Source organism: Candidatus Omnitrophota bacterium (assembly GCA_041650805.1).
In the GTDB taxonomy this organism is placed as follows: Bacteria; Omnitrophota; Gorgyraeia; order 2-01-FULL-45-10; family 2-01-FULL-45-10; genus JBAZKM01.
This window is the reverse complement of record JBAZKM010000012.1, coordinates 29,253-53,721: the sequence shown is the minus strand read 5'-3', so window position 1 is coordinate 53,721 and position 24,469 is coordinate 29,253. Positions and strand designations below refer to the sequence as shown.

The window sequence follows — 24,469 nt, the reverse complement described above, 5'->3', positions numbered from 1 at the left end:
ATTTCTCTCCGATCACCCGGATCATAGAAGTTATCCACAATGCAGCTGACGTTTAAACGTCAGCTGCTTTCTTAAGCCGTGCCAGTATTTTTTGAAAAGCAGAAAAATCCGCGGCATTTGCAAGCACCAGCAGGACATCGCCACCCTCTATAACCACGGATCCGGACGGTATTATAAATTTTTCTTCCCGGGAAATAAGCATTATAAGGCACTTTTCGGGTACGTTTAACTCGCCGATCCTCTTACCTGCCGCTTCTGAATCGTATGGGACGATGGCTTCCGTCAATTCCGCATCAATAGCCGCCGTCTTTTCAAATTCGATCGGATATTGTCTCCTGTAGGCCAACGGCACATCCAGCCTTAATATCCTTGAAACGACCGGTATGGATGTCCCCTGGATCAGAACAGACGCAAATACGACAAAAAATACGACATTAAAAATGGTGTCTGCCTGCGGGATGCCTGCCATAAAAGGGAATGTTGCCAGGATGATAGGCACCGATCCCCTCAATCCAACCCAGGATATCAGTGCCTTTTTCCATATATTCATCTTAAACGGCAACAGGCATAGTAACACACTAACAGGGCGAGCAACCACCATGAGAAGGAGCGTAAGCAATGATCCTGCCCCCATTAACGGGACGATGTGCGAAGGGAAAACGAGTAAGCCCAACGTCACGAACATAACGATTTGCATAAGCCACGCTAACCCATCATGGAATTTCATGATCATTCTTTTATTTGGAAACTCCGCCTGACCCAGCATCAAACCTGCGATATAGACCGCGAGGAACCCGTTGCCCTTCAGAAAAACGGCGATCGCATACGTAAGCAGAACAAGCGAAATCATTATAACCGGATAAAGCCCTTCATATTCCAGCTTCAGACGGTTAATGAGCAATACAATAAATCTTGCCATTAAGTAACCTGCAAGAGCACCTATCCCCATATCCATCACGAATCTGGGGATCAATGCGGCAATGCCCATGCCTTTCACTGTCAGCATGCTGATAAAGCCGACTGTCAAAAAAACAGCCATCGGATCGTTACTTCCCGATTCGAATTCAAGCAACGCCTTTAAAGGGCTCTTCAGGCTTATTCGTTTTGACCTTAAAATGCTGAATACTGCGGCGGCATCTGTCGAAGAAACGATGGATCCCAGAAGCATCCCTTGAAGAAAAGAGAACTTCAGTATATATATGGCAAAACATCCGGTTATAACAGCGGTCAGCAAAACTCCGAGCGTTGAAAGTATGACACCTGGCCAAACAACCGATTTGGTATCTTTCCAATTAGTATCAAAACCTCCGGAAAAGATGATAAAGATAAGGGCGACGACGCCGATGGATTTCGCCAGCTGCGCGTTGTCAAAATAGATCCTGCCTATCCCTTCCGAGCCGGCAAGCATCCCTATCCCTAAGAATAACAATAGTACAGGTATGGCGAATCGATCCGAGAGCTTACTCGATACGACGCTCACGAAGATCAATACCGCAACCCATAATAAGACTGTGTCGATCGGTATCACAATGAGGGACCCCTTCGTCGCTTAAGACGTTTTCCCATCAGTTCCTCTTTCTGCGCTCTAGTCAGGCCTTTTATCCTTTTCTCTTCCAGGAAAGCCCTCTTAAAGTGTTTATACTCTTTCTTCCATATCAGCTCCACGGGCCGCCTGTCCCGCGTATACTTGGCTCCCCTGCCCGCGTTATGGAGCTTTATCCTATTTTCAATATCCGGGGTATATCCCGTATAATACGTCCCGTCCCGGCATTCCACGATATATACATAGAACCTGCCCGAACGCTTGAATTTGGCTTTCATATATACGCCTATGACCCGGCGAAGATCCTCTGTATCTCCCAGAATATCCCGGAGTAAAATCCGCACCATACGACCGCGCATAGAAAAGCGCAGAAGACGGAATAGAGATAGGCCTTATTTCTCCCTGTGCCCAGCATGAGCATGAGGACCGCGGAGACCATCGGCCCCAGGAACACAGCGGTGTTGAGCACCGCCAATACCTTGCCGCCGCCCACAGCCGTCTTAGCCCCGGGCGAAATGCTATCCTCTTTCTCCTTAAGCCATTCCCGGAAACGGCCGATATTCCCGGCGCCCGATGCGACGTAGATCACAAACCACGATAGTATTATCAATATGAGCGTGACTATCACCGTCGAAAGCGAAAAGCCGAATATCCTGACCATCAGGATCAGCCATCCTTCTGCGAAGATATACCATATGGCGGCGAGCGTAATACCGCCCAGCCAGTACAGGTCTTTCCTGACGCGCTCTTTCCAGCCCATTTAAACCGCCTTTCAGCGTTGCATCGTCTCTCCCGGGCGCTATCCCTGCTAATTACTAACGAATAATCCGCGGAACATGAAGAAGGCCGCCAGCATTATGAAGACCGCCGCCCACAGATAATCCTGTTTCAGGCCTTCCTTCATGTAAAATAGCGAAAAAGGCACAAAGATGGAGAGCGTTATGACCTCCTGGAGGATCTTAAGCTGTCCCAGGTTCAAAACCTGATGGCCTATCCTGTTGGCCGGGACCTGTATCAGGTACTCAAATAACGCAATGCCCCAGCTTATGATGGCCGCTACGATCCAGGGTTTGTGGTTATAATTCTTCAGGTGACCATACCACGCGAACGTCATGAATACATTGCTTCCTGCGAGCATCAATGTCGTAATTACCAATTTATGCATCTATCATCTCCTTTACCTTTCTTTTATCCATTATTTTACCTCATTCTACCTTATATAGGACTATTTTCTTTGGTTCCCTGATCACGTGCACCCTGCTCAACCCGTCGTGTCTCCCGGCATCGTCGAGAAGCGGACGCAGAAGCGGACGGACACCCGAGGTGAACCTTTCATCGATTATCAGGTAATCGATGCCTCTGCTCCTTAAATATGACGGCAGGCTCTTATCGTCCTTGCTGAATGGTATGCCCTCGCGCGCCCCGCCCGAATAGAACGGGACCCAGGGCTTCCTGGAAGCTATCTTCCTGCTCTCAATCCCCTCGATATTATCTTTCATCCATAACCCCATCTCTTTATGTTCATACGCGAGGCCGGTATTTTTGCCGAAAAATAAGAACCTGGCCGTAGGCAGGGCGAGCAGTACCACAACGCAGCAAACGACCGCCGCAGATTGCCTGACGGGACATTTGAGGCGCCCCTTCATAAGCAGATAAACGTTCTCCAGGCCCCTGCCCATCCATACCATGAATACCGGCACGACGCTCAAAAAATATCTCACCCTCATATTGCCGAAAGGTACGATCACCAGGGGAGAGAGGCAGGATAATAGCAGCACCTGGACCTTAAGTTTGTCCTTGTCCAGCTTCTGCCAGAACAATCCCAGGCATATTAAAAGAAACCCGGGCGCTCCGAACAGAATACCGCTCAGGACACCGGGCAGCTGCTTCGCGCCCTGAAGATATCTCGCCGCGAGCGCCTCCTTCTCTTTCTTTATGTATCTCAAAAGGTCAAAGTCGGAAACGCGGGCTTTGGTCATCTTCTCCCTGCCCAGGGGATCATTGGAATAGAGGTACTCATAATGCTGCAAATTTGTGACCTTAGCGGTAAGGGTCCATTCGCCGGTATGCCTATGGATAAAATTGACATAAGGAAATACGGTGATGCCGAAGGCCAATATCAGGCAGGAAAAGGCGGCCAGCCTCCTGAGGAGACGGCCGCCTGTCTGAAAAAGAAGGCAAGATACAACGGCTACGGATAAAATTATGTTTTCAGGACGGTTCAGGCTGGCCCCCGCCAGGACGATGCCCAGCAGGACAAAATACCTGAAAGCCGGCCCATTCTTATTTATGATGGTAGCGGCAAGACAGGCGGCTGCGGTCACGAGGGCCATATCCAGGGAATGAGCCATGGTCGCGTGCGAATTTTCCAGTACGGACCTATTCACCATGAAAAGGATGACCGCAAGCAGGGCCGCGGACCGGCCATACACCATACTGGACAGCCTGAAGAGTAAGAGCGTGGAGATCAGGAAAGATACAATGGAGACCGCGTGAGCGGCCAATTCCGGGTCGCCCGTGATGAGATAAAAAGCACCTATCGCCAAAGGGTAGCCCGGCGGGAACCACAGGTGCGGGCCTCCCCATGAAGTATACCCGAGGCCGCTTGCGAGGTTCTTTCCGAGTAAAACATACGCACAACCATCCGTTGAGACGAAAGCATCGCGCCTGAAGAGAAATAGAGAGAGCGCTAAACCGAGCACAAGGCACAGGCCCAGCATCAACCGGACATTATCGACACCGTCTTTTTTTGCCATCACCATAACCCGCTGAAATCGCACCGGGCGCAAAGAGCGTTATTCGCCCGGTCAGAGTTCAATAGACCGTTCCTGACCCTTACATACTTCTCGCCGGCCCATATACCCAGAAGCGTCTCACCGGAGAGGTCCCCCATTACCTGAGAAAATTGCCAATCCTGGCAGCATAGTATCGCTTTACCGTCATAAGCTATGGAGATCTGCCTGAACGGTTTAATACACGGGATCCTGAGCGGTTCGCCGGGGACGGGATATATGCCGACATTGCCGGCCCGGTTCGACAACCGCTCTTTGAAAGAACGGCCCTCCGGGGTGATATGCGCCCGATAACCCTTACCCAGAGGCATACTCGCCAGACGGTCCAATACTACATGCCCTTCCGTATAATCATTGACGTATATCTCATCCATCCCCGCGTCGATGAGCTCCATGATCAGGCTCCTGTCCAGCAATGAACCGTTCGTTTGAATGAACAAGAATGCGCGGGGACATCCTCTCTTCAGTATAGAGACGAACTCGACCAGCCTTTCATCCATCAGGGGTTCGTTCAAGAGATCGGGCGAGATCCTCCCCCTGAATCCCGATCTTGACAACTGCCCGGCGATATCCTTAAGGATTGCGGGATCCATCTCTGCTCCCGGCGGCGCCCCGCCGTATAGGCCCCGGCCCGGTTTATTGCCCGGGCAGAATGGGCAGCTATAATTACAACCTGTCTTCGTCTGGATGGAGACGACATCGAAGCACTTATTCCCGGGGTCAAAACTTCTATACAAACCTTTTAGCACCCGGTGGGCAAAGATCATCCCGGCATCAAGGTGCCTCATATCCACCGACTCATACCTTGCCCTGAGGAATCTCCTCATGGAACGGCGCATCCTCTTTCTCTTAAGAGTAGCCAGAGAGACCCTGTTAAACACGCATCCCTCCCCTCCCCCGGGATAGCTTAGCGGCGATCTTGAGACGATAGATGACCCGCCAGTAACTCCTGATAAAGTTTATGGTGTAAGCGGCTATCTCCACGTTGGATCTCCCGGCCCTTCCCGAATAGCCGACCTCGACATATCCTATCTTATGCCGGCCCAGGAGCATTGCCAACGTACTGCTCGCCGTGAACGAGAAACCGTCGGATAGCACAGATAGGTACTTCTCCACGACCTCCCGCTTCATAACTCTCAGCCCGGAATTGATATCGGGGACCTTCTGCCTGAATATAGCCGCCATTACCGAGGTGACGAACCCTTTGGCGAACTTTTGATAAAAAGGAAAATGACCGAGGTCGCGCACCCCCACCACCATATCATACCCTCCGGCCTCAAAGGATTTCAGCAACCGTTTGATGTCACCGGGGGAGTATGTATCATCGGCATCAAGAATTATGATGATATCGCCGCGCGCATATTTTATACCCGTCTTAAGCGCCGCGCCATATCCTCTCCTCGTCTCATGCCTGATGACCTTGACCCGGAGCTCCTCTGCCAGAAAGCCGGTCTTATCGGAAGAGCTGTCATCGACCACTATGATCTCTGGATACCGCCGCTCATCCAATAAGCCGCTGATGACCTGCCTGATCGTCGGCTCTTCATTATAGGCAGGGATTATGACGGAGGTCGGGCTCTTTACGCGTTCGGACATGGCGATATCTCCGGGATCCATTGAATACCCCGCCTATTGCAGATAACCTAATGATCTCAACTCTTCTTCGGTCCGGGCGTCCGGCCACACAGACGCGGCAAGCCCCCCGTACACCGGGGACCCTTTGATGAATGCCTCCAACTCCTTCCTCAGCTCCGAAACGATATCCGGTCTGGCGCCTGAGAGATCCATCACCTCATTAAAATCCGCATTCATATCATAGAGCTCTTCACGCATCACATTGTCATTGTCCGCGGGACGCATGCAACTGGCGGTCTTATTCTTCAAGTCGATATAATACTTGTATCCGCCCCTGATCACAAAGCCCCTGCCGTACTTACCGCCGCCATATACAGGACGATGGCCGTCATCCTCTCCGTTTATAACGGGCAGAAGGGTCATGCCCTGGAATCGGCCGTATCTCTTCCGATCGATCTTCAGGATATCGCAAAGGGTCGGGGCGATATCGATAAGCCCGACATACGCGCCTATCCTCTTCCCGGCAGGAAGTCCGGGTATGGACATTATGAGCGGGACATGTATCAGCTCATTGTATAAAGTCCTGCCGTGGCCCCCCGGGGAGCGTTTATCCGGCGGAGGATCATCATAAAATTCCTCGCCGTGGTCTGCCGTGACTATGATAACAGAATTCCTGTTGTCGATCCCGTATCCTTTCAGCAAGGTAAATAGCGCCCTGATACTATTATCCGCGTACCGTATCTCTCCGTCATATGCGGAATCCGGCCCTGGGAATACACTGTCATAAGGCGGAGGGGGCATATACGGGCCGTGCACATCCCTGTAATGGAGATATAAGAAGACGGGCCTTTTGCCGCCGGTCCGCTCAAGATATCTTTTCACCTTGGCTGAGATCTTCTTCGCGGTCTCATGTGAACCCGGATCCCGGAGCACGACCTTCAGGCCTTTCCCGCCGTCGCTGTAGAGATCGAACCCCTGGCCGAAATTGAATATCGCCTTGAGGTGCGGGTTAAAGACGAAGGCCGCGGTATCGTAACCGGCCTCTTTTAATATCTCCGCGATAGTTACAAAGGCCGGGTCCAATACATCTATCATAGGTTTATCGTAAAGGACTTTATTGACCCATGGATATGTGGATGTAAAGAACGACGCCACGGACGCCTGTGTATATGACTCCTGGCTGAAGGCATGCTCGAAGAGGATGCCTTTACCGGCAAATCCATCGATGAACGAGCTCGTATCCCTTCCGTAACCGTAACACCCCAGGTGGTCGGCCCGCAGCGCGTCTATGACGATCCATACTATATTCGGCCGCTCTCCCCGGGGAACATTATTCCTGGCAATAACAACAAATATAACAAACGCTGAAAAAAGAACTAAAAAAAATAAAGGATTTATATATCTTTTTAAAGTCTTAGTCATCGATCTTCCTGAACCAGAAGAAACCGTTCGGATGCCTGTAATAGTCCTCTTCCAGCTTATATCCCTTGATCGTCCTCTGCAGGGGTCTGCCTTTTACGCGCCCTCCGCTTATTTTATAGACCATAAAAATTGACGTAAAGTTACCGGCGGAAACGCTGTTTTCCATATCCCTGATATATTCCAACGGTTCTATCCTATAACCCTTAATGTAGTACCTGAAGACCGGGGGAAGGTCCGTAACTATCAATGGATCGCTGCCGGCCCTCTGACGTATCTCATTCGATAGGTTCCTCCAGTTATCATCGAAGACCACGCCGCGAAAAGTGAAGGTCATCTTACAATCGGCTTTATAAAAAGGGCGCAAATGGTAAAGGAGGGTCATGCCAAGCAGAAGGACCAATATGACGGATATATATCCGGCTTTGTATTTAGATATCCCCCTGCTCATCAGTATGATCAAGGGGATATGTATAACGCCGATATATCTGTCCGAGAACTCGCTGAGAATAGGATATGCCGAGATATAGGTCAGGTAATATACAAAAACGGGCACTGCTATCCATGCGAAGAGCAGGCTAAAACTGATAGAATATCTTTTTTGCCTATCGCCTGCCAACTTTACGACCGCGGATATTATCAGAAGGGAGCATATGACCAACTCCGCATAGCCCGGGTTCCCGAAATAACCCGTCAGCATTCTCGGGAAGACAGAGCCGATAAGTCTTATATAATTATCCACGGCGGGGATCCAATCCAACCCTGTCCTGTTTATCGCGTTATATTGGAATATCCCCAGCCATGGCAGGAAGAATAAAAATATCAACGCCTGGCCCAATAACCATCTCCTGACCTGCCTCTCCCTGTTAAAGCAGAAGAAGAGTATATTCTGGGTCAGTATGAGGATGAACCCTATATATGTGGTATAGATCGATAATGTGGTAAAGATAACGTACAATAACAGGCTGACTCTTCTTTTATCTCTCGTGAACCTGTGAAAAAAGAGGAATGAGAGTATCGCGAAGAACCATGACATGGAGTACATCTTTGCCGTCTGGGCAAACCAGATGCTATATGGTGAAACGCTCAGGAATAACGCGGAAAAGAACCCCGCATCCTCATCGAAGAGTTCCCTTGCCAGGTAAAATACGGCTATGACCGATCCTACGGAAAACATCAGGGACGGGAGACGCAAAAAGAATTCGCTGTTCCCGAAGGCCTTTACCCAGAGGTTCATCAGGATATAATAGAGCGGCGGAAAAGGAGATATGAAGAGGTTCCTGACCACCTGGACGAGCGGATAGTCGATACGGCTTACGGTCATGAGTTCATCCCACCATAAACTGGAATTGCCCAGATGGTAGACCCTCAGGAGGAACCCGAGGGCTACTATGGAACATAGGCCGGCATATTTAAAAAATTTCATCGTCTCCTTATTATCTCTTCTATCTCATAACCATTTCCCTGCCGCATCAGGTCATCCATATCCGATCCGGCTATCCTTATAAGATCCGTCACCCATCCGAGCCTGTTCAGTATGCCGTACTTTGACTTCCCGGACTTCCTCCGGGAGTGGCTGACCTTCACTTCCCCTATACTGTAACCGCGCCTGGCCATTATCAATGTAAAGAACCTGTGCATGTTTTCAGACAGGCGGACATCTTTCAGAACGGATCTTTTAAAGACCCTGAGGGTGCATCCGGTGTCATGGATCTTCTCTCTCGCGGCGATACGGCACACAAGATTAGCGATCCTTGACGCCGCTATCTTATGCCATGGGTCTTTCCTGTCATATCTCCATCCGCAAACGACATCATATCCCGACTTAATCTTATCCAATAAGCATGGTATATCTCCGGGATCATTCTGAAGATCTCCGTCAATGGTAATGATCGTCTCCCCTCGTGCTGCATCAAACCCTGCCTGGAGGGCCGCCGACTGGCCGCTGTGTCTTCGTAAACTTACGATGGTTAAATGAGCCGGCGCGGCGTCAATATTTTTCAGGGCCTGCAGGCTCCCGTCCCTCGAGCAGTCATTAACGAAAATTATCTCATAAGGCTCTTTCATCCTGTCCATGACGCTTTTCAAAGAAAGGTATAACGGCTCGACCGAGCCCTCTTCATCATATATGGGTATAACGACCGAGAACTTTATCATATGACTATCTCGTAGATATATAATACGTCTAACCCCGCCACGCTGACCGTATGGATCCGCCTGAGTGTCCCGTTCTTATCCGTCGGGCGCCTCTTCAACAACGGCGAAACGGCCAGATAATCATATGCGTCTATCTTTTTCGTATCAAAGGCGTAATCATACTCTATCGTCCTATTCCTGGCATGGATCCCGGCAACCCACCGGAAAAGATAGCCGGCAAGATGGTCGTTGATCGGCCTGAGATTAATGAAGAATCCCACCCTTGAACGGTCCGGTATATTTTTTTCAAGCCAGGCGATGGCGTCTTTTACGCCCTCCGTCGTCAGGAACGACGGCTTATTCAGCCCTATAAACCTGCTCCCGAACCTGTAGCCGTCTATCTGATAATACGGCGATATCCTTAAAAGGTTCGGCAGCTGGAGGGCGATAGAGACGGATATCAGAAAGAGAGCGACCGGATAAGCAGTCTTTCTCCGTAATTTTTCAATCCATAGAACGGTAAAATGCGAACTCATGATAAGCGCGAGCGGCATAAGGGGCATCACATACCAGCTCATAAACCATTTAAGGCTCGATAGGAACGCCAGATACAGAATGAAGACCATTGAGATCAACAGATCGGAGCCGTTCCTGGAACGGCTTACAGTATAGAGAAAGGCCGGTATGAATATAAGGTTGAACGGCGGCGCCATCCTGAGGAAAATGGTTGCTATCGGATTTAAAAAATATAAGGGCCCTGTCTCCAGAGAATTGTTATACCCAAATTCACCGAACCATCTTAAAGCACCGGTCAGATTGGCGGGGTCGAGATGTACCGGTGATCCTATAAAGGTAAAGGCCGCGCATGTTAAGACCATATTAAAAAAGATGGGCAACGCGTCGTTCTCATCGAAAAGGCGGCCCGTCCTGAATATGGCTATGAAAAGAAGGGGCAGATAAAAGAGAACCGCGGATAGGAACAGGATGAAGATCCTGTCCGCAGATAAGCCGCCCGGCGCGTGACCATACAGATTAAAAGAGATGAATGCAAAAGAGATGATAACGGCAAGATTGAGATATGTTATTCGAAGCAGTATTTTGTTTATACGGCTTATCTTGAAACAGTTGCCTCTGAAAAGAGATAACATGTATAAAAAAAATACAGGGATGAGGAGTGCCATGCTGAATTTTGAAGCAATGGCAAGGCCCGTCGTTATCCCCGAGAATAGGATCGGCCTTGTCTCTCTCCCGGTAATACCTTTAAAAAAAAGCAAGAGGCTCAGGAGAAAGAAGAAGAGGTCATGACTTTCGCCTGTCGTTGCGGAAAATCTCGAGAAACCTATATGATAAGTGGATATGGCCAGAAGGAGAGCGCTCAATATACCCGTCTTCACATCATAAAGCTCTCTCCCGATAAGATACGTGATCAATACTGCGAGGACGCCGAATATGGCCGACGGAAGCCTTGCCCTGGATAACGGGTCGCCCGATAAGCGGAGGCTCAATGCTGTTATATAATAAGGCATCCTTGCCTGCGATATGTCGTCGTTCTTCTGGACGCCCGGTATGAACGGATTGGGATCCGCCGCGTAGGCCCTGGCCGCGGGTATATCGCGATATTCATCCGCTATCATCTCCACTGCACCTAAATGATAGAACCTGAATACGGAAGCGGCGGCAATTATGAGAAATATGACCGTGTATAGACGAACGCGGGGAATGGCATACATTAGCGTTTTATAATTTTAATTTCGCCGGATCACGGCACTATCGTGAAATTGAGCAGCGTCCCTACAATGATACTGATAGCCACCATGATCGTCGTAGCTTTCATCAGATCTTTAAAACCCAGCTCTTTCCATATCACTACGAATGTCGCTATGCACGGGAAAGAGATAGCCAGTAACGTTGCCCCTATGAAGAGCTGTTTGGCCGAAAGTCCCAGCGGCATGAGCATGCCGACCGCGACGTCTTTTCTTATGAACCCGATGACCAGGGCGACCACCGACTCTTTGGGCAACCCGAAGAGGCCGTGGATCACCGGCGCCGATATCCCGGTTATGAAATCGAATAGTTTGAAATAGATGAGCAGGTTAACGAATAGGACACCCAGCATGACGACCGGCACCGCCTCTACCAGAAAACCTTTGACGCGCAGGTAGAGTTTGGCGAGGAGCGTGGCAAGCGGCGGAAACCTATACGGGGGTATCTCCAGAAGGAACTCCGGGCTGTACCCGGTCAGGAGACGGTTCAGGATGACCCCCAGTATTATTATCAGTGAGAACAAGACTAGATATACACCACATACGTAAAATCCGCCGAATTTGCCCAATAGCCCGAATATCATCGCCTGCAGCGGCACGCACGGCACGCCTATCGATATTATGGTAGCTGCGATAAACCTTTCCCGTTTCGATTCCAGGGCGCGCGTCGCCAGTATGCCCGGCACGTTACACCCGAAACCCAAGAGCACCGGTATGACCGCGAAACCGTGCAGTCCCAGGCGGTGCATCAGGTTATCCAGCAATATCGCAAGACGCGGCAGATACCCTATATCTTCTAAGACGCTGAGTATAAAATAGAACGATATGACATACGGGAGGACCATACCGAATTCTATGTAAGGGGCCGTGGTCAATACACCCAGCGACTGCTTGAAATCTATCTTACCGTCGATCAGGTCGCCTATTAAGAGATGGAACCAAAACCCGTCTTCCTTCCAATATCGCGTCAACCTTTCCAATACCGGCCGGTAAAGATCTATGAATATAGGGTCCGTTATCCTGCCGATGATGAATTCGCCGACAAAACGTACGATCTTGAACGAAGCATAGATGACCGCCGCGGCCATCACCAGCCCGGTAAAAGGCCGGACCGATGCATCCTCTATCATCTCCCTTAAAGTATGATGCCTGTGTTCGAGGAGCTGGCCCTGTTCAACTCTCCTGCCGACCTCGGCCCACCTCTCCCTGCTGGCGATCCTGTCCCTTGAAACCGGGGCTGCACTCTGTATCCTCTCTATCAGCGACTTTATCCCCACGCCGGTTACGGCGCAGGTGGAGACCACCGGGATCTCCAGCAGCCTTTCCAGGGCTTCGGTGTCTATATGGACGCCCCTGTGGCCGGCCTCATCGCACATATTAAGACAGGCGATCACAGGGAACCCTTCTTCTATCAATTGCAGGGTCAGGAGCAGGTTGCGCTCCAGGTTGGTCGCATCGAGAATATTGATCACCGCTATCTCGCTTTTGGAATTCTCTTTTAATAACGAGACGGCTACACCTTCCGCGTGCGAAGTCGGCTCCAGCGAGTAAGTTCCGGGCAGGTCAACGACCTCGATCTTCTCATCCCCGAGATCGACATACCCTTTGTATATCTCTACGGTCGTGCCCGGATAATTAGACGAAATGACATTGACGCCGGTGAGCCGCGAGAAGACCACGCTCTTACCCACATTGGGGTTCCCTATCAGGTATATCTTCTTTATCATTCGACCTCGACCATCACCTTTACCGCTATGCCGTGCCCCAGTGCCAGGATGCTCCTCCCGGCCCTGATGACGACCGGCCCCCTCAAACCGATATGGCTGAGCTTGGTGACATCCTTGCCCTTAAAGACACCCATATGCATAAGCTTATTATGCAGATTTGAGCCGCCCTGTATCTCGGCTATCCTGCACTTCTGATCCGCTTTAACCTGTGCCAGAGAGATCTTTTTCATAATTGAGCGCCCGCTCCGACCTTTCTCTATTTCTATAATAAAGGCAGCATTATGGTGAACGTTGCGCCCTTATTGACTTCGCTTTCCGCCTCAATAGTGCCTTCGTGATGACGTATTATATTATAGACAACGGATAAACCGAGGCCGGTGCCTTCACCCACTCTCTTTGTGGTAAAGAACGGCTCAAATATCTTTTGCAGGTTATCTTTTGGGATGCCTACCCCGTCATCCGAAACGACGAGGCATGCCTTCTTTGAGCCGGGCTCGACACAGGTCTTGACGGTTATCGTGCCCGCGCCCTGTGCCTTTTTCTCTATTGCCCACATTGCGTTGGAAACGATATCCAGCAATGCATGCTGGAGGAGTTGAAAACTACCCCTGGTCCTCGGCGGTTCTGGCGCAAGTTCAAGACGGATATCGATATTCCGCCGCTTCATCTCCTGCCCGATAAGCGCCACCGACTTTTCCACGACCTCGTTCAGAGAGACCCCGGAAAACGTCTCTGCCGAGATACGCGAAGATTCCAGGAGCAATTTCGTTATATTCTTACAGCGTAGGGATGACTCCTCTATGATATCGATAAGTTTCCTGAACTCCTCCATTTTGAATTCCTTTTTCTGCTCGGCCGTCATCTTTATCAGCTGGACGTTATTCAGGATACTGGTGAGCGGATTATTTATCTCGTGGGCGACGCCCCCGGCCAGGACACCGACAGATGCCATCTTGGCCGCCTGGACGACCTGGGCCTGGGCCTCTTTGAGCCTCTCGTAAGCGCTCTTCAGCTCCTCTTCTGCGACGGTCTGCTGCACTACGAAAGAGACGGCATTGCTGAGACCGTCAAGTATCGTGTCTTCGGTAGGGGATATCGGATGCTTCGCAAAGAGGGCCATGACCCCGATCGTCTTCCCGCCGGGGACCTTGAGCTGGTAACCTGCGAACGACACAAGCCCCAATTGGCGCGCCCAGTCATGGTTATGGACACGCGGATCGTTCTGCACGTCGTTTGTCAGGAATTTATGCGCTTCGCCGGACGCGACAAGGCCGATCTTGTAACAGCCGAACGGGACCCGGGCATGGCCTTTTCCGTCCAGGTGGGTATACCTCCCCGAGCTTGCCAGGAGATGCAGGCACCTGTCCCTGAAACGGCAGACATGAGGCCCTTCCGTCACTTCGGCATGGACACATCCCTTCTCGCACAGGTCTCCCGGGCGGATCAGCCAGATACGGCAGAAATCGGCGCTGAAGAGACGAACGACGCTGTCTGTTATGGTCTTGAGCTTGGCCTCGATCCGGGCCGGCGCAAGCAGGGCTCGCTGGAGCAGGTTTACGCCATCCTGCCACAGGAGCGTCTTCTCGCGTTCCTCTTCCGCTATCCTGCGCTCGGTGATCTCTCTGTTCAGGTCGTCGATAGAAGCGGTGGTGCGCTTTATGTTTTCAGTCATTGCATCAAATGCGCGCGAGAGCTGTCCCACCTCATCCCTGGCGTCAGTGCCTACCTTGTAGTCCAGGTTCCCTTCGCCGATTATTTCGGTCCCCCTGTGCAGCCTGTGGAGCGGTCCGGTGATCAACCTGGCTATGGATATCCCCAGGAGCCATGCGGAGAGAGGCACTATAAGTAAGATCAGGATAAAAACGAGGCGCAGGAAAACGAGCGGGCGGAGCGCCTCTTCTTCGTCTATCTCAGCCAGGACCCCCCATCGCATCCTGGGTATGTATTCGTGTGTCCCCAGGACGGGCACTCCTCGGTAATCGGGGAATACCCTGAACATCCTGTCCCCGGACATCACATGTTCTTTGGTCTTATGCGAAAGCGCCATCTTCGCGTTCTCGGTATCCACCTTCTGCTTTAAGAATGTGTTCACTATAAACCTGGAAGGGGTGATCATATAACCGTCCTTGTTGATTATATAGATCTCGCCCGTATCGCCCATGCCGGCCCTCTCCATAACGATAGCGTTCAACTCATCCAGCTTAACGCTCGCCTCAAGCGCGCCCAAAATTTTACCGGTCTGGCTGTCCAGAAGCGGCGCCGCCACAGCCATCAAAGGCATCTTCGCCAGCCCGGAAAAATAAGCGTCCTTGATGTATACCCCTTCCCTCGCGCCGAGGAGGTAAATATCCTCTGATTTATCGACTCCGAGCATGCCCTCGTCGCTTGAAGCCACCACCTTGCCGGCCGCATCAAGCAGCAAAAACTGGAATATCGAAGGGTTGGCATCTTTTGTCCTCTTGAGCCTCTTCATCGCCTGGCGGAAGGCGTCGTCCCGCTGGGGTTCTTCTTTACCGCCTGCCTTCAGCAGGTTCTCCAGGACGACGCTTTTCGATAACTGCCCCACAGAGGTCTCCAGCATCCTGAGGTAGGTCTCTATATGGTTGGTCCGGTCTACGACCGCTGTGCCCAGATTGTTATAGATAGATCTCCGGAGGCTCTCTTTCGCTATAATATAAAAAATAGACACGGCGACGGTGGCAATGATCAGGGCAACGGCTAAGAATGAAAGGCCTATCTTATTTGCCAGTTTCACAGCATCCCTCCGTGACCGGATGGTCTTTGGCCCGTATCATCGCTATTTCTCTCCCTCGGCATACAACGTCTCAAGCCCCCTCCCGGGGTCGGACGGTTCCAGTAACCCGATATCGGGGATACTGCTGCTAGACTGTATCTTCTTCGAGACCCTGACGAAACCCGCCCTCTCCATCATATCCTTAAGCGACTCAAAGTCATAATTCCACTTATGGCTGAAGCCGTGGCATTGCCCCATGAAGATATCGCCTTTGGTCCTTGCGGGGCTATCCTGCAGGTAGATGGACCTGTACGTATTGAAAAAATCCTTATCGTTTTCGTAATACTTCTTTACCCAGAGCTCCAGGTCTGGGCACGCCAGACGGATGACCCCGCCTTTGGCCATCGCCCTATAGGCCTTCTCTAACAATGCCGTCGCTTCCTCATGCGTCAGATGTTCGATCAGGTGGCTGGCATATATGTACTTTATATCTCCGAAATATGACATACTCACTTTATTGATATCGACGTTCAGGACGAGAGAACCTTTATCGTCCTTTCTGACCATGCCGGCCGGGTATTGCCTCCATGAAAAGAGACCTATATTCAGCCAGCCCTCCACAGGCCGGTCGCCGCATCCGATATTCAGCTTATCGGCCTCTTCAAGCCGCCTTCTCTGAGAGACTAGGAGAATCTCCAGTAACTTTGCCGATATGACACCGTTACATCTTTTTATCTCACCGGAGATCTTGTCGATCACCTTTATGACGTAAAGGCAGCAAACGACCGGCCATCTCAGGAAATTCATAGCTGTAACCATAAATATTTCAATGCGTTATAGTCATTATATACCCCATGATAGAAAGAGACAATCATTTTTTGACGACTCGCTCTGCGTCTTCTTTATGGGACAGTATAAAATCGAGGTTCCTCTTCGCATTTTTATGACCCGGGTCGAGTTCGAGCGCCTTCCTGAAATATCCTTCGGCCCCGGCCACATCGCCTTTCAGGTAATAGGAGAACCCCAGGTTGTTATAGGATTCGGCGTATGACGGGTCGAGCTCCGCGGCCTCCCTGAATAACGCTATAGCCTTATCGATATCGTTGGACTGCCCTTCCGCCAGGCCCATCTCATTCAACAACTTAACCTTTTCGCCGGCATCTTTTGCGCCCTCAAGCCGGGCCTTGAAAGCGGGCTCTCCCTCTTCCCTGACCGCCCTAAGACGCTTATCTTCCATAGTGCTTGCGAGGTTCTCTTTGGCGGCCTTATAGTCAGGGTAAAATGCGAGCGCTATACCGAAACACCTTATCGCCTTATCGAGGTCGCCCCTCTCGGCGAAATGGGCCCCCAGGTCATTATATAACGGGGCGCGGTCAGGATATCTCTTCAGCACATCCATATATAAGGTCTCTGTATCTTTCCATACTCCGCATCTCTGCCACGTCAAAGAGGCCAGTATGATAATAACGGCGCTCAGCAGAAAGACGGCACCCCATCTTGCTATGCCGAATTTACTTTCCAGCAGGCGCCCGAAAAATACCGCCGCGAGATAGAATACCCCGATGGACGGGATATACATATACCTGTCTGCCGCAAAACAGTCGCCGGCCGGCACTATCTTCAGGACCGGCAATACGGTCATTAAAAAAAAGAGGGTGCCGAATATCGCCTCTTTTGAGCGCCTGCCGAAAAATATCACCGCAAGGAGGAGAAGGGCCAGGACCGCCAAGTAATATTTCACTTCCGCCGAATGGGCGGCGTTTATATTATGATACAGGTACATGGCCGACAGGTTTACAGGAGCGAAGATCTTTGCCAGATAGAACGGGATCGCTTTCAAAAGAAAATATATCTTTACCCCGGGCGTTGCTACCAGGCCGGTCGCGCCGGAGGCCGACTGAAAAGATATGTTGATAACGGTAAATACGGCTGAGGCGATAAAGAACGGCGCCTTTTCCAACAGGCTGCGTATACTCAGGAGATCCCGGCCGCAAAAATGGTCAAGCAGTATGAGCACCAGCGGAACGGTCACTGCCATAGGTTTCGAAAAGAGAGCAAGCACAAAATATAAAATGGAGAGGATATAATGGCGCCGTCTTTTTATGTCAAGATAGCGGAGATAGCTTATCAGGGCAAGGATATAGAAAAGCGCGCAGAGCAGGTCTTTCCTCTCCGATATCCAGGCGACGGACTCTACATGCATAGGGTGTATGCCGAATAATACGGATACGATGAAAGCCGCGCGCCGGCTGGCGGAGAGCTTATATATGAAAAAGAAGACCGCTGCCGTCACGGACAGATGGAGCAGATAATTGGTGAGATGGTAAAAAAAGGCGTTCAGCCCGAAAAGGCGATATTCGGCAGAATAAGATATGACCGCCAGCGGGCAATAGCACCCCACAAAAGCGCTCCTGAATATCCTGTCGAGGTTCGCCGGGGAGAAACTTCTGATAAGAGTGTTATTGATTACGTAAGACGGGTCGTCGAAATCTACGAATCCGTTCGACAACGATGGCAGGAAGGCGGCGGCCGTCAATACCAGGACTACGAGGAGATAAAAAAATCCCGACTTAAATGATCTCTCTTTTCTGATGATACCCATTATATGTTACAGACCTGCCTATCTCGCCTTATATTTGCCGGCCAGGTCCAGGGCGCTGGTTATGCTGTCGACTTCGTCCTTGAGGTCTCCCGTCTTTACGATAAAACCGGAGGCGCTCAACTTATTTGCCACCTTAAAGCGTTCGTCGCTGGAAAATGCCGTGATCATGAATACCGGCAGCTTCTTGTCCGTCTTCCTTATCTTTTTGAGGACCTCGAGCCCGCTCAGGTCGGGCATCAATATATCGAGGAGCACCGCGTCCGGCCTGCCGGATCTTATGATCGCCAATGCCTCTTTGCCGTTTGAGGCCGTAACTACTTCGTAGCCGCTTGCCTCTAACCGTATACTCATTATCTTCAAAAAATCGAGCTCATCATCTACCACCAGTATCTTCTTCTTTGCCATAAAGGCCTCCGTTTTGCCGCTCACTGCCCCAGGGGCAATGTAAACGTGAATTTTGTACCTTTACCGGGCTCGCTCTCCGCCCACATCTTACCGTTGTGCATCTCGATTATCCTTTTGGCTATCGAAAGTCCCAGCCCCGTACCCTTCTCCCCTCTCCCGGCAGTACGCCCGAACTGCTGAAATTTATTGAACAGTTTCGGCATATTTTCGCCGGCGATACCTATGCCTGTGTCCGCTACAGAGCATCGCACTTCATTATCCGATATACCGGCGGCTATCACTATATGCCCTTTTTCGGTGAACTTGACCGCGTTACTGAGGAGATTTGTCAGTACCTGCACTATGCTGTCGGTATCCACGTTTGACCGCATCGCGCCCTCCGGCAGATCCGTCCTGATATCCAGGCCTTTTTTCTTAACTGCCGGCTCAAATGAGGCGACGACCTGCTTTATCAGGGCGCCTATATCGGTCAGGCTCTTCCTCAGCCCTACTTTACCGGATTCGATCTTCGAAATATCGAGGAGACTGTCTATGATCCTCGCCAGACGGTCTATATTGCTCTTCGCCACCGTCAGTATATTACTCTGCTTTTCATTTATCTCACCCGGTATGCCGTCCAGTACGAGGCTTATACCCTCTTTTGTGATGGAGAGCGGTGTGCGGAGCTCATGGGAAACGGTAGAGACGAATTCGTCTTTGAGCCGCTCCACCTCTTTTCTCTCGGTGATATCTATGAATATCTCCATAACGGATTTCTTGCCGTTGAAGATGACTCCCGTATGTATTATCTGGAACGTCTTCCCGCCCAGCACTCCATCCGCTTCCGCGTTCCTCATCTCCCCGACTTCAATACCGCCCTTGAGAGGGCACTCTTCGCACTGGACCCAGTTATCCTTGTAAAGGGACCAGCACTTCTTCCCTATGGCCTCCTTGCCGAACATCGATTCGAACTTATCATTGATATAGAGTATATTGCAGTCCTCGTCGACGATATCCATGCCGAACGGTATGATCTTAAGTATGGAGCTGTTGAAATCGAATAGGGCCCTGTACTTCTCTTCGGATCGCTGTAACTCGGAGGTCCTCTCTTTGATCAGCGTCTCGACCTTGGCGGTCCGTGTCAGGACGCCGGACAGGTAGACGGCCAATAACAGAGAGAGCAGGACGCCCACGAACAGCACAAGCCACGATGCCCATCTCCTGTGCGCGCTTATAAATTCTGACGTAGGCAGGCAGCTGACCGACCATTCCCTGTCCGCGAGATATATTATCAGCTCTTTCGCAAAACCTGACCGCCTCTTGAGTTCTTCCGGATCACCGGGCGGAGGAGGTATATTATCTTTCGTGATACGCGACCTGTGAAAATATATAAATTGTTCTCCCCTGCCGGAAGACCTGTCATATATATAGATATTGACGCCTTCAGACCTCACCTTATTCAGGGCGATCTCGACGAAATCGGGTATATATATAAGCGCCGAGACGAAACCTGCAAGGTTTGCGCGTCTCTCTTCGACGCTCTCATGCGGTCTTCCGTTGCGGTATATTGGCAGAAAGACGCGGAGGGCAAACCCTTCTCCGGGTCTTCTTATAAGGCGTAGGCGGCCGGTAGCGACCGGAGATCCTGTATCGCGCGCCTTCTCGATCGCGGCCCGGCGCGCCGGGTTCGTGGAAACGTCAAACCCCGATATCGTGCCAGCCGCATCATTTGAAGATTCCGAATAGTAAACGGGAAAATACTCCTCGCGCTTCCCCGACCTTATGAAACGGCCGTCTTCATCCGGTTCACTTATGAAAAAGCCGGAGAGGCCGTCTCTTTGCGCTGCCTCTTCATAGAGGAGCCGCTCCGTATCCCGGACACGCGGCAGCCACTCTATCTCGAAGATGTACGGGTTTTTCGAAAGCAGTCCCTGCACAAAGATATGGAACTCATCGCGCTCTATCTCTTCGCTGCTTTCGTATAACGCGGAGATGACATGCAATGCCTCTACCAGGTCTTCGCTCTTATCCTTTAACAGGTCGGTGCGGTCTTCCGCATGCAGATGGAATTCTGCCGCGATCTTTTCTCTTTCCCATTCGGATGTAACCCTGAAGAGGGCAAAAGAGAGCGCCAGGCCGGCTACGAGCGCGGATATCGCTACCCTAGAGACGCCCTGTCGATGGTTCTTATTCACTGCCATGATCCCGCCTTTTCGCTTAGCCACTTAGCATGATAATACATAAATCACCATCTGTAAAATGATTTGTAGCCATATCAGAAGATGGAAACACCCGTCTTCTCCAGCATCTTCGCCAGTTTTGCCAGCGGCAGGCCCACTACGTTATAGAAACAACCCTCTATCCTGTCTATGAATACCCCTCCCAGGCCCTGGATATCGAAACTGCCGGCCTTATCCAGGGGCGAGACCTTCCGGAAATAACTCATTATCTGCCGACCGGTCAGGCGGTATACATATACCTTCGTCTTCTCGTATCCGGTGAAGACCCTATCCTTATCTATATCTATAACGGCGATCCCGGTATAGACCCACTGCGGCCTTCGCGAAAGCAGTTTCAGCGTATTGAAAGCGTCTTTCAGGTCCTTCGGCTTCCCTACGATCTTCTTCCCTACCAGCACCACGGTATCGGCGGCGATCACGACACCCGACCTGAACCTCTTTGACACATCACGCGCCTTCGCAAGGGCATTACCTGTGACAAGGCTGCTGCAACTGCCTATCAATTTACGCCGTTCCACTGCATCCGATCCGGCCGTTATGAACTTCAGCCCTATCCGCTTAAGTAACTCCCTCCTCGCCTTCGACCTTGACGCCAAGATTATCCTGCGCATATCCTTATTCCCCCTTATCCTGTTCAGCACTCGCATTGTTCTGCAAAAGAAATATGCCGACCCTCTCCGGCATCAGCGTCTCCCTCTTTAATATCTTGAATTGCTTGAGCCGCGCTATCTTACCTTCCGCCGTCGCATTACCGGACTTATTCATCGATTTTACCAGGCCGGAAAAATCCGGATCTTTCGAGCGTCTTGCAAATGCTATTAAAAAGTCGAACCTGTCTACATCCGACAAAAATTTATCGCTCATCTGCGGAGGGTCGGAGCCGCCGTTACTCAAGAAGACCGAATAGTTATCGCCGCAGGCAACTCTCAAAAAATTGCTTAACCGGATGCACCTGTCTCCGGACATATAAAATTCTTCCATAATACCGATGGTCTTATCTACCGGTCCGTATCCCCGGATGATCGAATCGAAACTCTTTATAACGGCATAGTGGTTGTTGATCTCGGGCATGTAATAATACTCTGGAGAAATATAATTAGGCGGCGGCGTTATAAAATAACTCAGGACGAAATATTGCAAAAATCCGAATATCACGGCCAGCGCTAAAATGTATCTTGCCGTTTTTTTGAAAGGTGACTCCATCAATCCTATAGAAGATATCAAAACAACGGCGCCAAAGACCGGGAACAGGTATCTCTCCCTACGCGCGAATATCAGAGAGAGCAGTATATGCGAGACGAAGAGCCAGTAAAGCGGGATGGGCCAATTTTTTCTGTTCATCTTTCTTATATAAAAAAATAGCCCTGTCAAAAAAATAATAAAAAATACGGGAGAGATGTTCAGCACCATAGCTTTTGCATAATAGAAGACCTGGTCCCAAAATGGCAGGTCACTATACTTCAACACGGTGTTCATACCCTCGAATAAGAACATGCCTATATATCTCGGGTCCGGGCGATATGGGGCCAGGACCAATCTTGACCACCACGTCCATGATATGAAGAACGCTATCAACATCGAAAAGACGACATTTTTGATCGTCCGAGACCTCCAGGCACCTTCTTTTGATCCTGTAACGAGAATATATAGGAGCGGCCCTATTATAAAAAATAGGCAGGTTGCTTTTATAAGCAGCCCGATACCGAAACATATCCCGAATATCGCGCTATATCCCTTACTGCGGAACCTGTCCGTCTTTAAAAGAAAATAGACCCCCGCGCATACTATAGACACCAGCGGAAGGTCCGTGCCGAACTTACGAGAGAGATTGAAGACCGCCGGATAGAGGGATACAAGATAAGCGGCTGCCATACCCGCTTCCCGGCTATGGAGCGCCTTCCCGAGCAGATATATGCTTACTATAATGACGGCCATGTAAAAAATATTCGAAAACCTGATAAAGAAGAACAGCGTTTCGCCATCGAAAGGTATGGATATGAACGCGGTGACAAAATGTACAAAGAGCGGCCAGTGGGGGTTATATAAAAACGGCGAGGCGAAAGAGAAATAGGAAGAGGCGAGGCGCTGTGTCAGGAAGATCTTACCGGGGATGCTTCTCCCGGATGATAATATCTCACTGAGCTTTCCATGCATATCGACGACTACGGCGATTTGAGGAGCGACATCCTCTCCCAGGCCTTCATGATCAAATCGTATCCAGAAATAATTGCTCAGCGCGTGGAAGAGGATAAGCGCCGAGATCAAAAAGAGATACTTTTTTGTCCGCGGGGCCTGTATGGCATTATTCATCTGGCCGCGCTCTCTCCGGCAAGGTACCCGGTTGAAAAGGCCTGCTGCAGATTGTATCCGCCGCTTGAGGCCGCGCCTTCTATGATCTCTCCGGCAAAATACAATCCGGGCACGATCCTGGACCCCATCGTCCGCGGGTCTATCTCTTTCGTTGAAATACCGCCCCCGGTGACCATCGCTTCCTCTATCGGCAGAGAGCCGGTTACGGTGAGGGGAAAGGCCTTGAACGTCCTTATCATGGCACGCCGTTCGTCCTGGGTCACCCGGCTTCCTTTCCTGTCCGGGTCGGCGCCGGACAGATCGAGGAAGACCGTTATCAGCCGTTGCGGCATAAGGCCCTTCATTATGCTCTTTAAGCGGGCGCTGCCGCCCGCCTTAAATTCGTTCAACAACCGTTTCTCGAGCTGCTCTGCGGTGAGCCCGGGCTTCAGGTCTATGAAGAGCATTATCTCTTTATGCCCGTCCAGGACCGTTACGATATCGCCGCTCAGGTCGAGGACCAGGGGGCCGGATACGCCGAAGTGCGTGAATATGAATTCTCCGATATCCGATACTATCTTATTATTGCCGAACCGGAACGTGAGCCGTATATTCTCGAGCGAGAGCCCCTGAAGCTCCTTGACCCATCTTTCTTTTGTAACGAGAGGCACCAGCGCCGGCTTAAGCGGCTCTATCCTGTGCCCAAACCTGCCGGCGATGGAGAAACCGTCCCCTGTAGATCCCGTCTCTTTATATGAAGCACCGCCCGTCGCCAGTATGACCTTTTTTGCCGTTGCCTTTCCGGCCTCCCCCAGATCGATCCGAAAGAGGCCATCCCCGGCGCTTATATTCCCGGCCCGCGCATTGCAAAGCACCTCTACCCCGTTCTCTTCAAGGCGTTTTTTCAATGCCTCTATCACGGAGCGGGACCTGTCGGTCACGGGGAAGACGCGCCCCTGCCTCTCGATCTTCATCTCGAGCCCTGTCGATCTGAAGAGGTCTATCAGGTCGTCGTTCGAGAAGGCGGTAAATGCCGTCCTCAGAAATCTCCCGTGCCTCCCGAACTTCTCTATAAAGGTATCGATGGGGGCGGCGTTGGTGACATTGCACCTTCCCTTACCGGTAAGGAGGATCTTCCTGCCGATGGCATCATTGCGCTCGACAAGGAGGACGCTCTTTTTGAGCTGCGAGGCGCGTATCGCTGCCATAGTGCCCGCCGCGCCCCCTCCGATCACCGCAACGTCATAACACTTCATAGCATCATC

At 50.9% G+C, this 24,469-nt stretch carries 21 protein-coding genes; all 21 read right to left on the bottom strand.

Annotated elements, in window-relative coordinates; translation table 11 throughout:
• Positions 1-52: 52 nt before the first annotated feature.
• Positions 53-1,528: a potassium/proton antiporter gene (locus WC515_08050; protein MFA5147312.1), complete on the bottom strand. Its 1,476-nt coding sequence runs from the start codon at positions 1,526-1,528 to the stop codon at positions 53-55.
• Positions 1,525-1,821 carry a GIY-YIG nuclease family protein gene (locus WC515_08045; protein MFA5147311.1) on the bottom strand — a complete coding sequence of 99 codons (297 nt, stop codon included), beginning with the start codon at positions 1,819-1,821 and terminating at the stop codon, positions 1,525-1,527. Before WC515_08045 ends, WC515_08050 begins: the two co-directional genes overlap by 4 nt.
• An 8-nt stretch (positions 1,822-1,829) precedes the next feature.
• Positions 1,830-2,303 (bottom strand): hypothetical protein, encoded by a 474-nt coding sequence (locus WC515_08040; protein MFA5147310.1) that lies wholly within the window; start codon positions 2,301-2,303, stop codon positions 1,830-1,832.
• A gap of 48 nt (positions 2,304-2,351) precedes the next feature.
• The gene (locus WC515_08035) at positions 2,352-2,708 is read right to left on the bottom strand and encodes a DMT family protein (GenBank protein MFA5147309.1); all 357 of its coding nucleotides are present in this window, start codon (positions 2,706-2,708) and stop codon (positions 2,352-2,354) included.
• A 40-nt stretch (positions 2,709-2,748) separates the two neighbouring features.
• Positions 2,749-4,299, bottom strand: a complete 1,551-nt coding sequence (locus WC515_08030; GenBank protein MFA5147308.1) for a glycosyltransferase family 39 protein — start codon at positions 4,297-4,299, stop codon at positions 2,749-2,751.
• Positions 4,299-5,162 carry a radical SAM/SPASM domain-containing protein gene (locus tag WC515_08025; GenBank protein ID MFA5147307.1) on the bottom strand — a complete coding sequence of 288 codons (864 nt, stop codon included), beginning with the start codon at positions 5,160-5,162 and terminating at the stop codon, positions 4,299-4,301. The genes WC515_08030 and WC515_08025 overlap by 1 nt, the downstream gene beginning before the upstream one ends.
• A gap of 46 nt (positions 5,163-5,208) precedes the next feature.
• Positions 5,209-5,952, bottom strand: coding sequence for a glycosyltransferase family 2 protein (locus WC515_08020; GenBank protein MFA5147306.1), 744 nt, complete (start codon positions 5,950-5,952; stop codon positions 5,209-5,211).
• A 12-nt stretch (positions 5,953-5,964) separates the two neighbouring features.
• Positions 5,965-7,332 (bottom strand): sulfatase, encoded by a 1,368-nt coding sequence (locus WC515_08015; GenBank protein ID MFA5147305.1) that lies wholly within the window; start codon positions 7,330-7,332, stop codon positions 5,965-5,967.
• On the bottom strand, positions 7,325-8,755 hold the full coding sequence (locus WC515_08010) for a glycosyltransferase family 39 protein (protein MFA5147304.1): 1,431 nt from the start codon (positions 8,753-8,755) through the stop codon (positions 7,325-7,327). The genes WC515_08015 and WC515_08010 overlap by 8 nt, the downstream gene beginning before the upstream one ends.
• Positions 8,752-9,486, bottom strand: a complete 735-nt coding sequence (locus tag WC515_08005; GenBank protein ID MFA5147303.1) for a glycosyltransferase family 2 protein — start codon at positions 9,484-9,486, stop codon at positions 8,752-8,754. The genes WC515_08010 and WC515_08005 overlap by 4 nt, the downstream gene beginning before the upstream one ends.
• On the bottom strand, positions 9,483-11,195 hold the full coding sequence (locus tag WC515_08000) for a glycosyltransferase family 39 protein (protein ID MFA5147302.1): 1,713 nt from the start codon (positions 11,193-11,195) through the stop codon (positions 9,483-9,485). The genes WC515_08005 and WC515_08000 overlap by 4 nt, the downstream gene beginning before the upstream one ends.
• 29 nt (positions 11,196-11,224) lie before the next feature.
• Positions 11,225-12,955 carry a ferrous iron transporter B gene (locus tag WC515_07995; GenBank protein ID MFA5147301.1) on the bottom strand — a complete coding sequence of 577 codons (1,731 nt, stop codon included), beginning with the start codon at positions 12,953-12,955 and terminating at the stop codon, positions 11,225-11,227.
• The gene (locus WC515_07990; GenBank protein MFA5147300.1) at positions 12,952-13,185 is read right to left on the bottom strand and encodes a FeoA domain-containing protein; all 234 of its coding nucleotides are present in this window, start codon (positions 13,183-13,185) and stop codon (positions 12,952-12,954) included. Before WC515_07990 ends, WC515_07995 begins: the two co-directional genes overlap by 4 nt.
• A gap of 32 nt (positions 13,186-13,217) precedes the next feature.
• Positions 13,218-15,710, bottom strand: a complete 2,493-nt coding sequence (locus tag WC515_07985) for an ATP-binding protein (GenBank protein ID MFA5147299.1) — start codon at positions 15,708-15,710, stop codon at positions 13,218-13,220.
• Between the two features lie 42 nt (positions 15,711-15,752).
• Positions 15,753-16,496 carry a hypothetical protein gene (locus WC515_07980; protein ID MFA5147298.1) on the bottom strand — a complete coding sequence of 248 codons (744 nt, stop codon included), beginning with the start codon at positions 16,494-16,496 and terminating at the stop codon, positions 15,753-15,755.
• 64 nt (positions 16,497-16,560) lie between these two features.
• Positions 16,561-18,291, bottom strand: coding sequence for a tetratricopeptide repeat protein (locus WC515_07975; protein ID MFA5147297.1), 1,731 nt, complete (start codon positions 18,289-18,291; stop codon positions 16,561-16,563).
• A gap of 18 nt (positions 18,292-18,309) precedes the next feature.
• A complete protein-coding gene (locus WC515_07970; GenBank protein ID MFA5147296.1) occupies positions 18,310-18,696 on the bottom strand; it encodes a response regulator in 387 nt (128 codons plus the stop codon).
• A gap of 20 nt (positions 18,697-18,716) precedes the next feature.
• Complete coding sequence (locus tag WC515_07965) at positions 18,717-20,876, bottom strand: CHASE domain-containing protein (protein MFA5147295.1); 2,160 nt, start codon at positions 20,874-20,876, stop codon at positions 18,717-18,719.
• Positions 20,877-20,950: 74 nt separating this feature from the next.
• Entirely contained in the window at positions 20,951-21,526 is a 576-nt protein-coding gene (locus WC515_07960) for a nucleoside triphosphate pyrophosphatase (protein ID MFA5147294.1), read from the bottom strand.
• A gap of 4 nt (positions 21,527-21,530) precedes the next feature.
• Complete coding sequence (locus tag WC515_07955; GenBank protein MFA5147293.1) at positions 21,531-23,225, bottom strand: glycosyltransferase family 39 protein; 1,695 nt, start codon at positions 23,223-23,225, stop codon at positions 21,531-21,533.
• On the bottom strand, positions 23,222-24,460 hold the full coding sequence (locus WC515_07950) for an NAD(P)/FAD-dependent oxidoreductase (GenBank protein MFA5147292.1): 1,239 nt from the start codon (positions 24,458-24,460) through the stop codon (positions 23,222-23,224). The genes WC515_07955 and WC515_07950 overlap by 4 nt, the downstream gene beginning before the upstream one ends.
• Between the last annotated feature and the right edge of the window lie 9 nt (positions 24,461-24,469).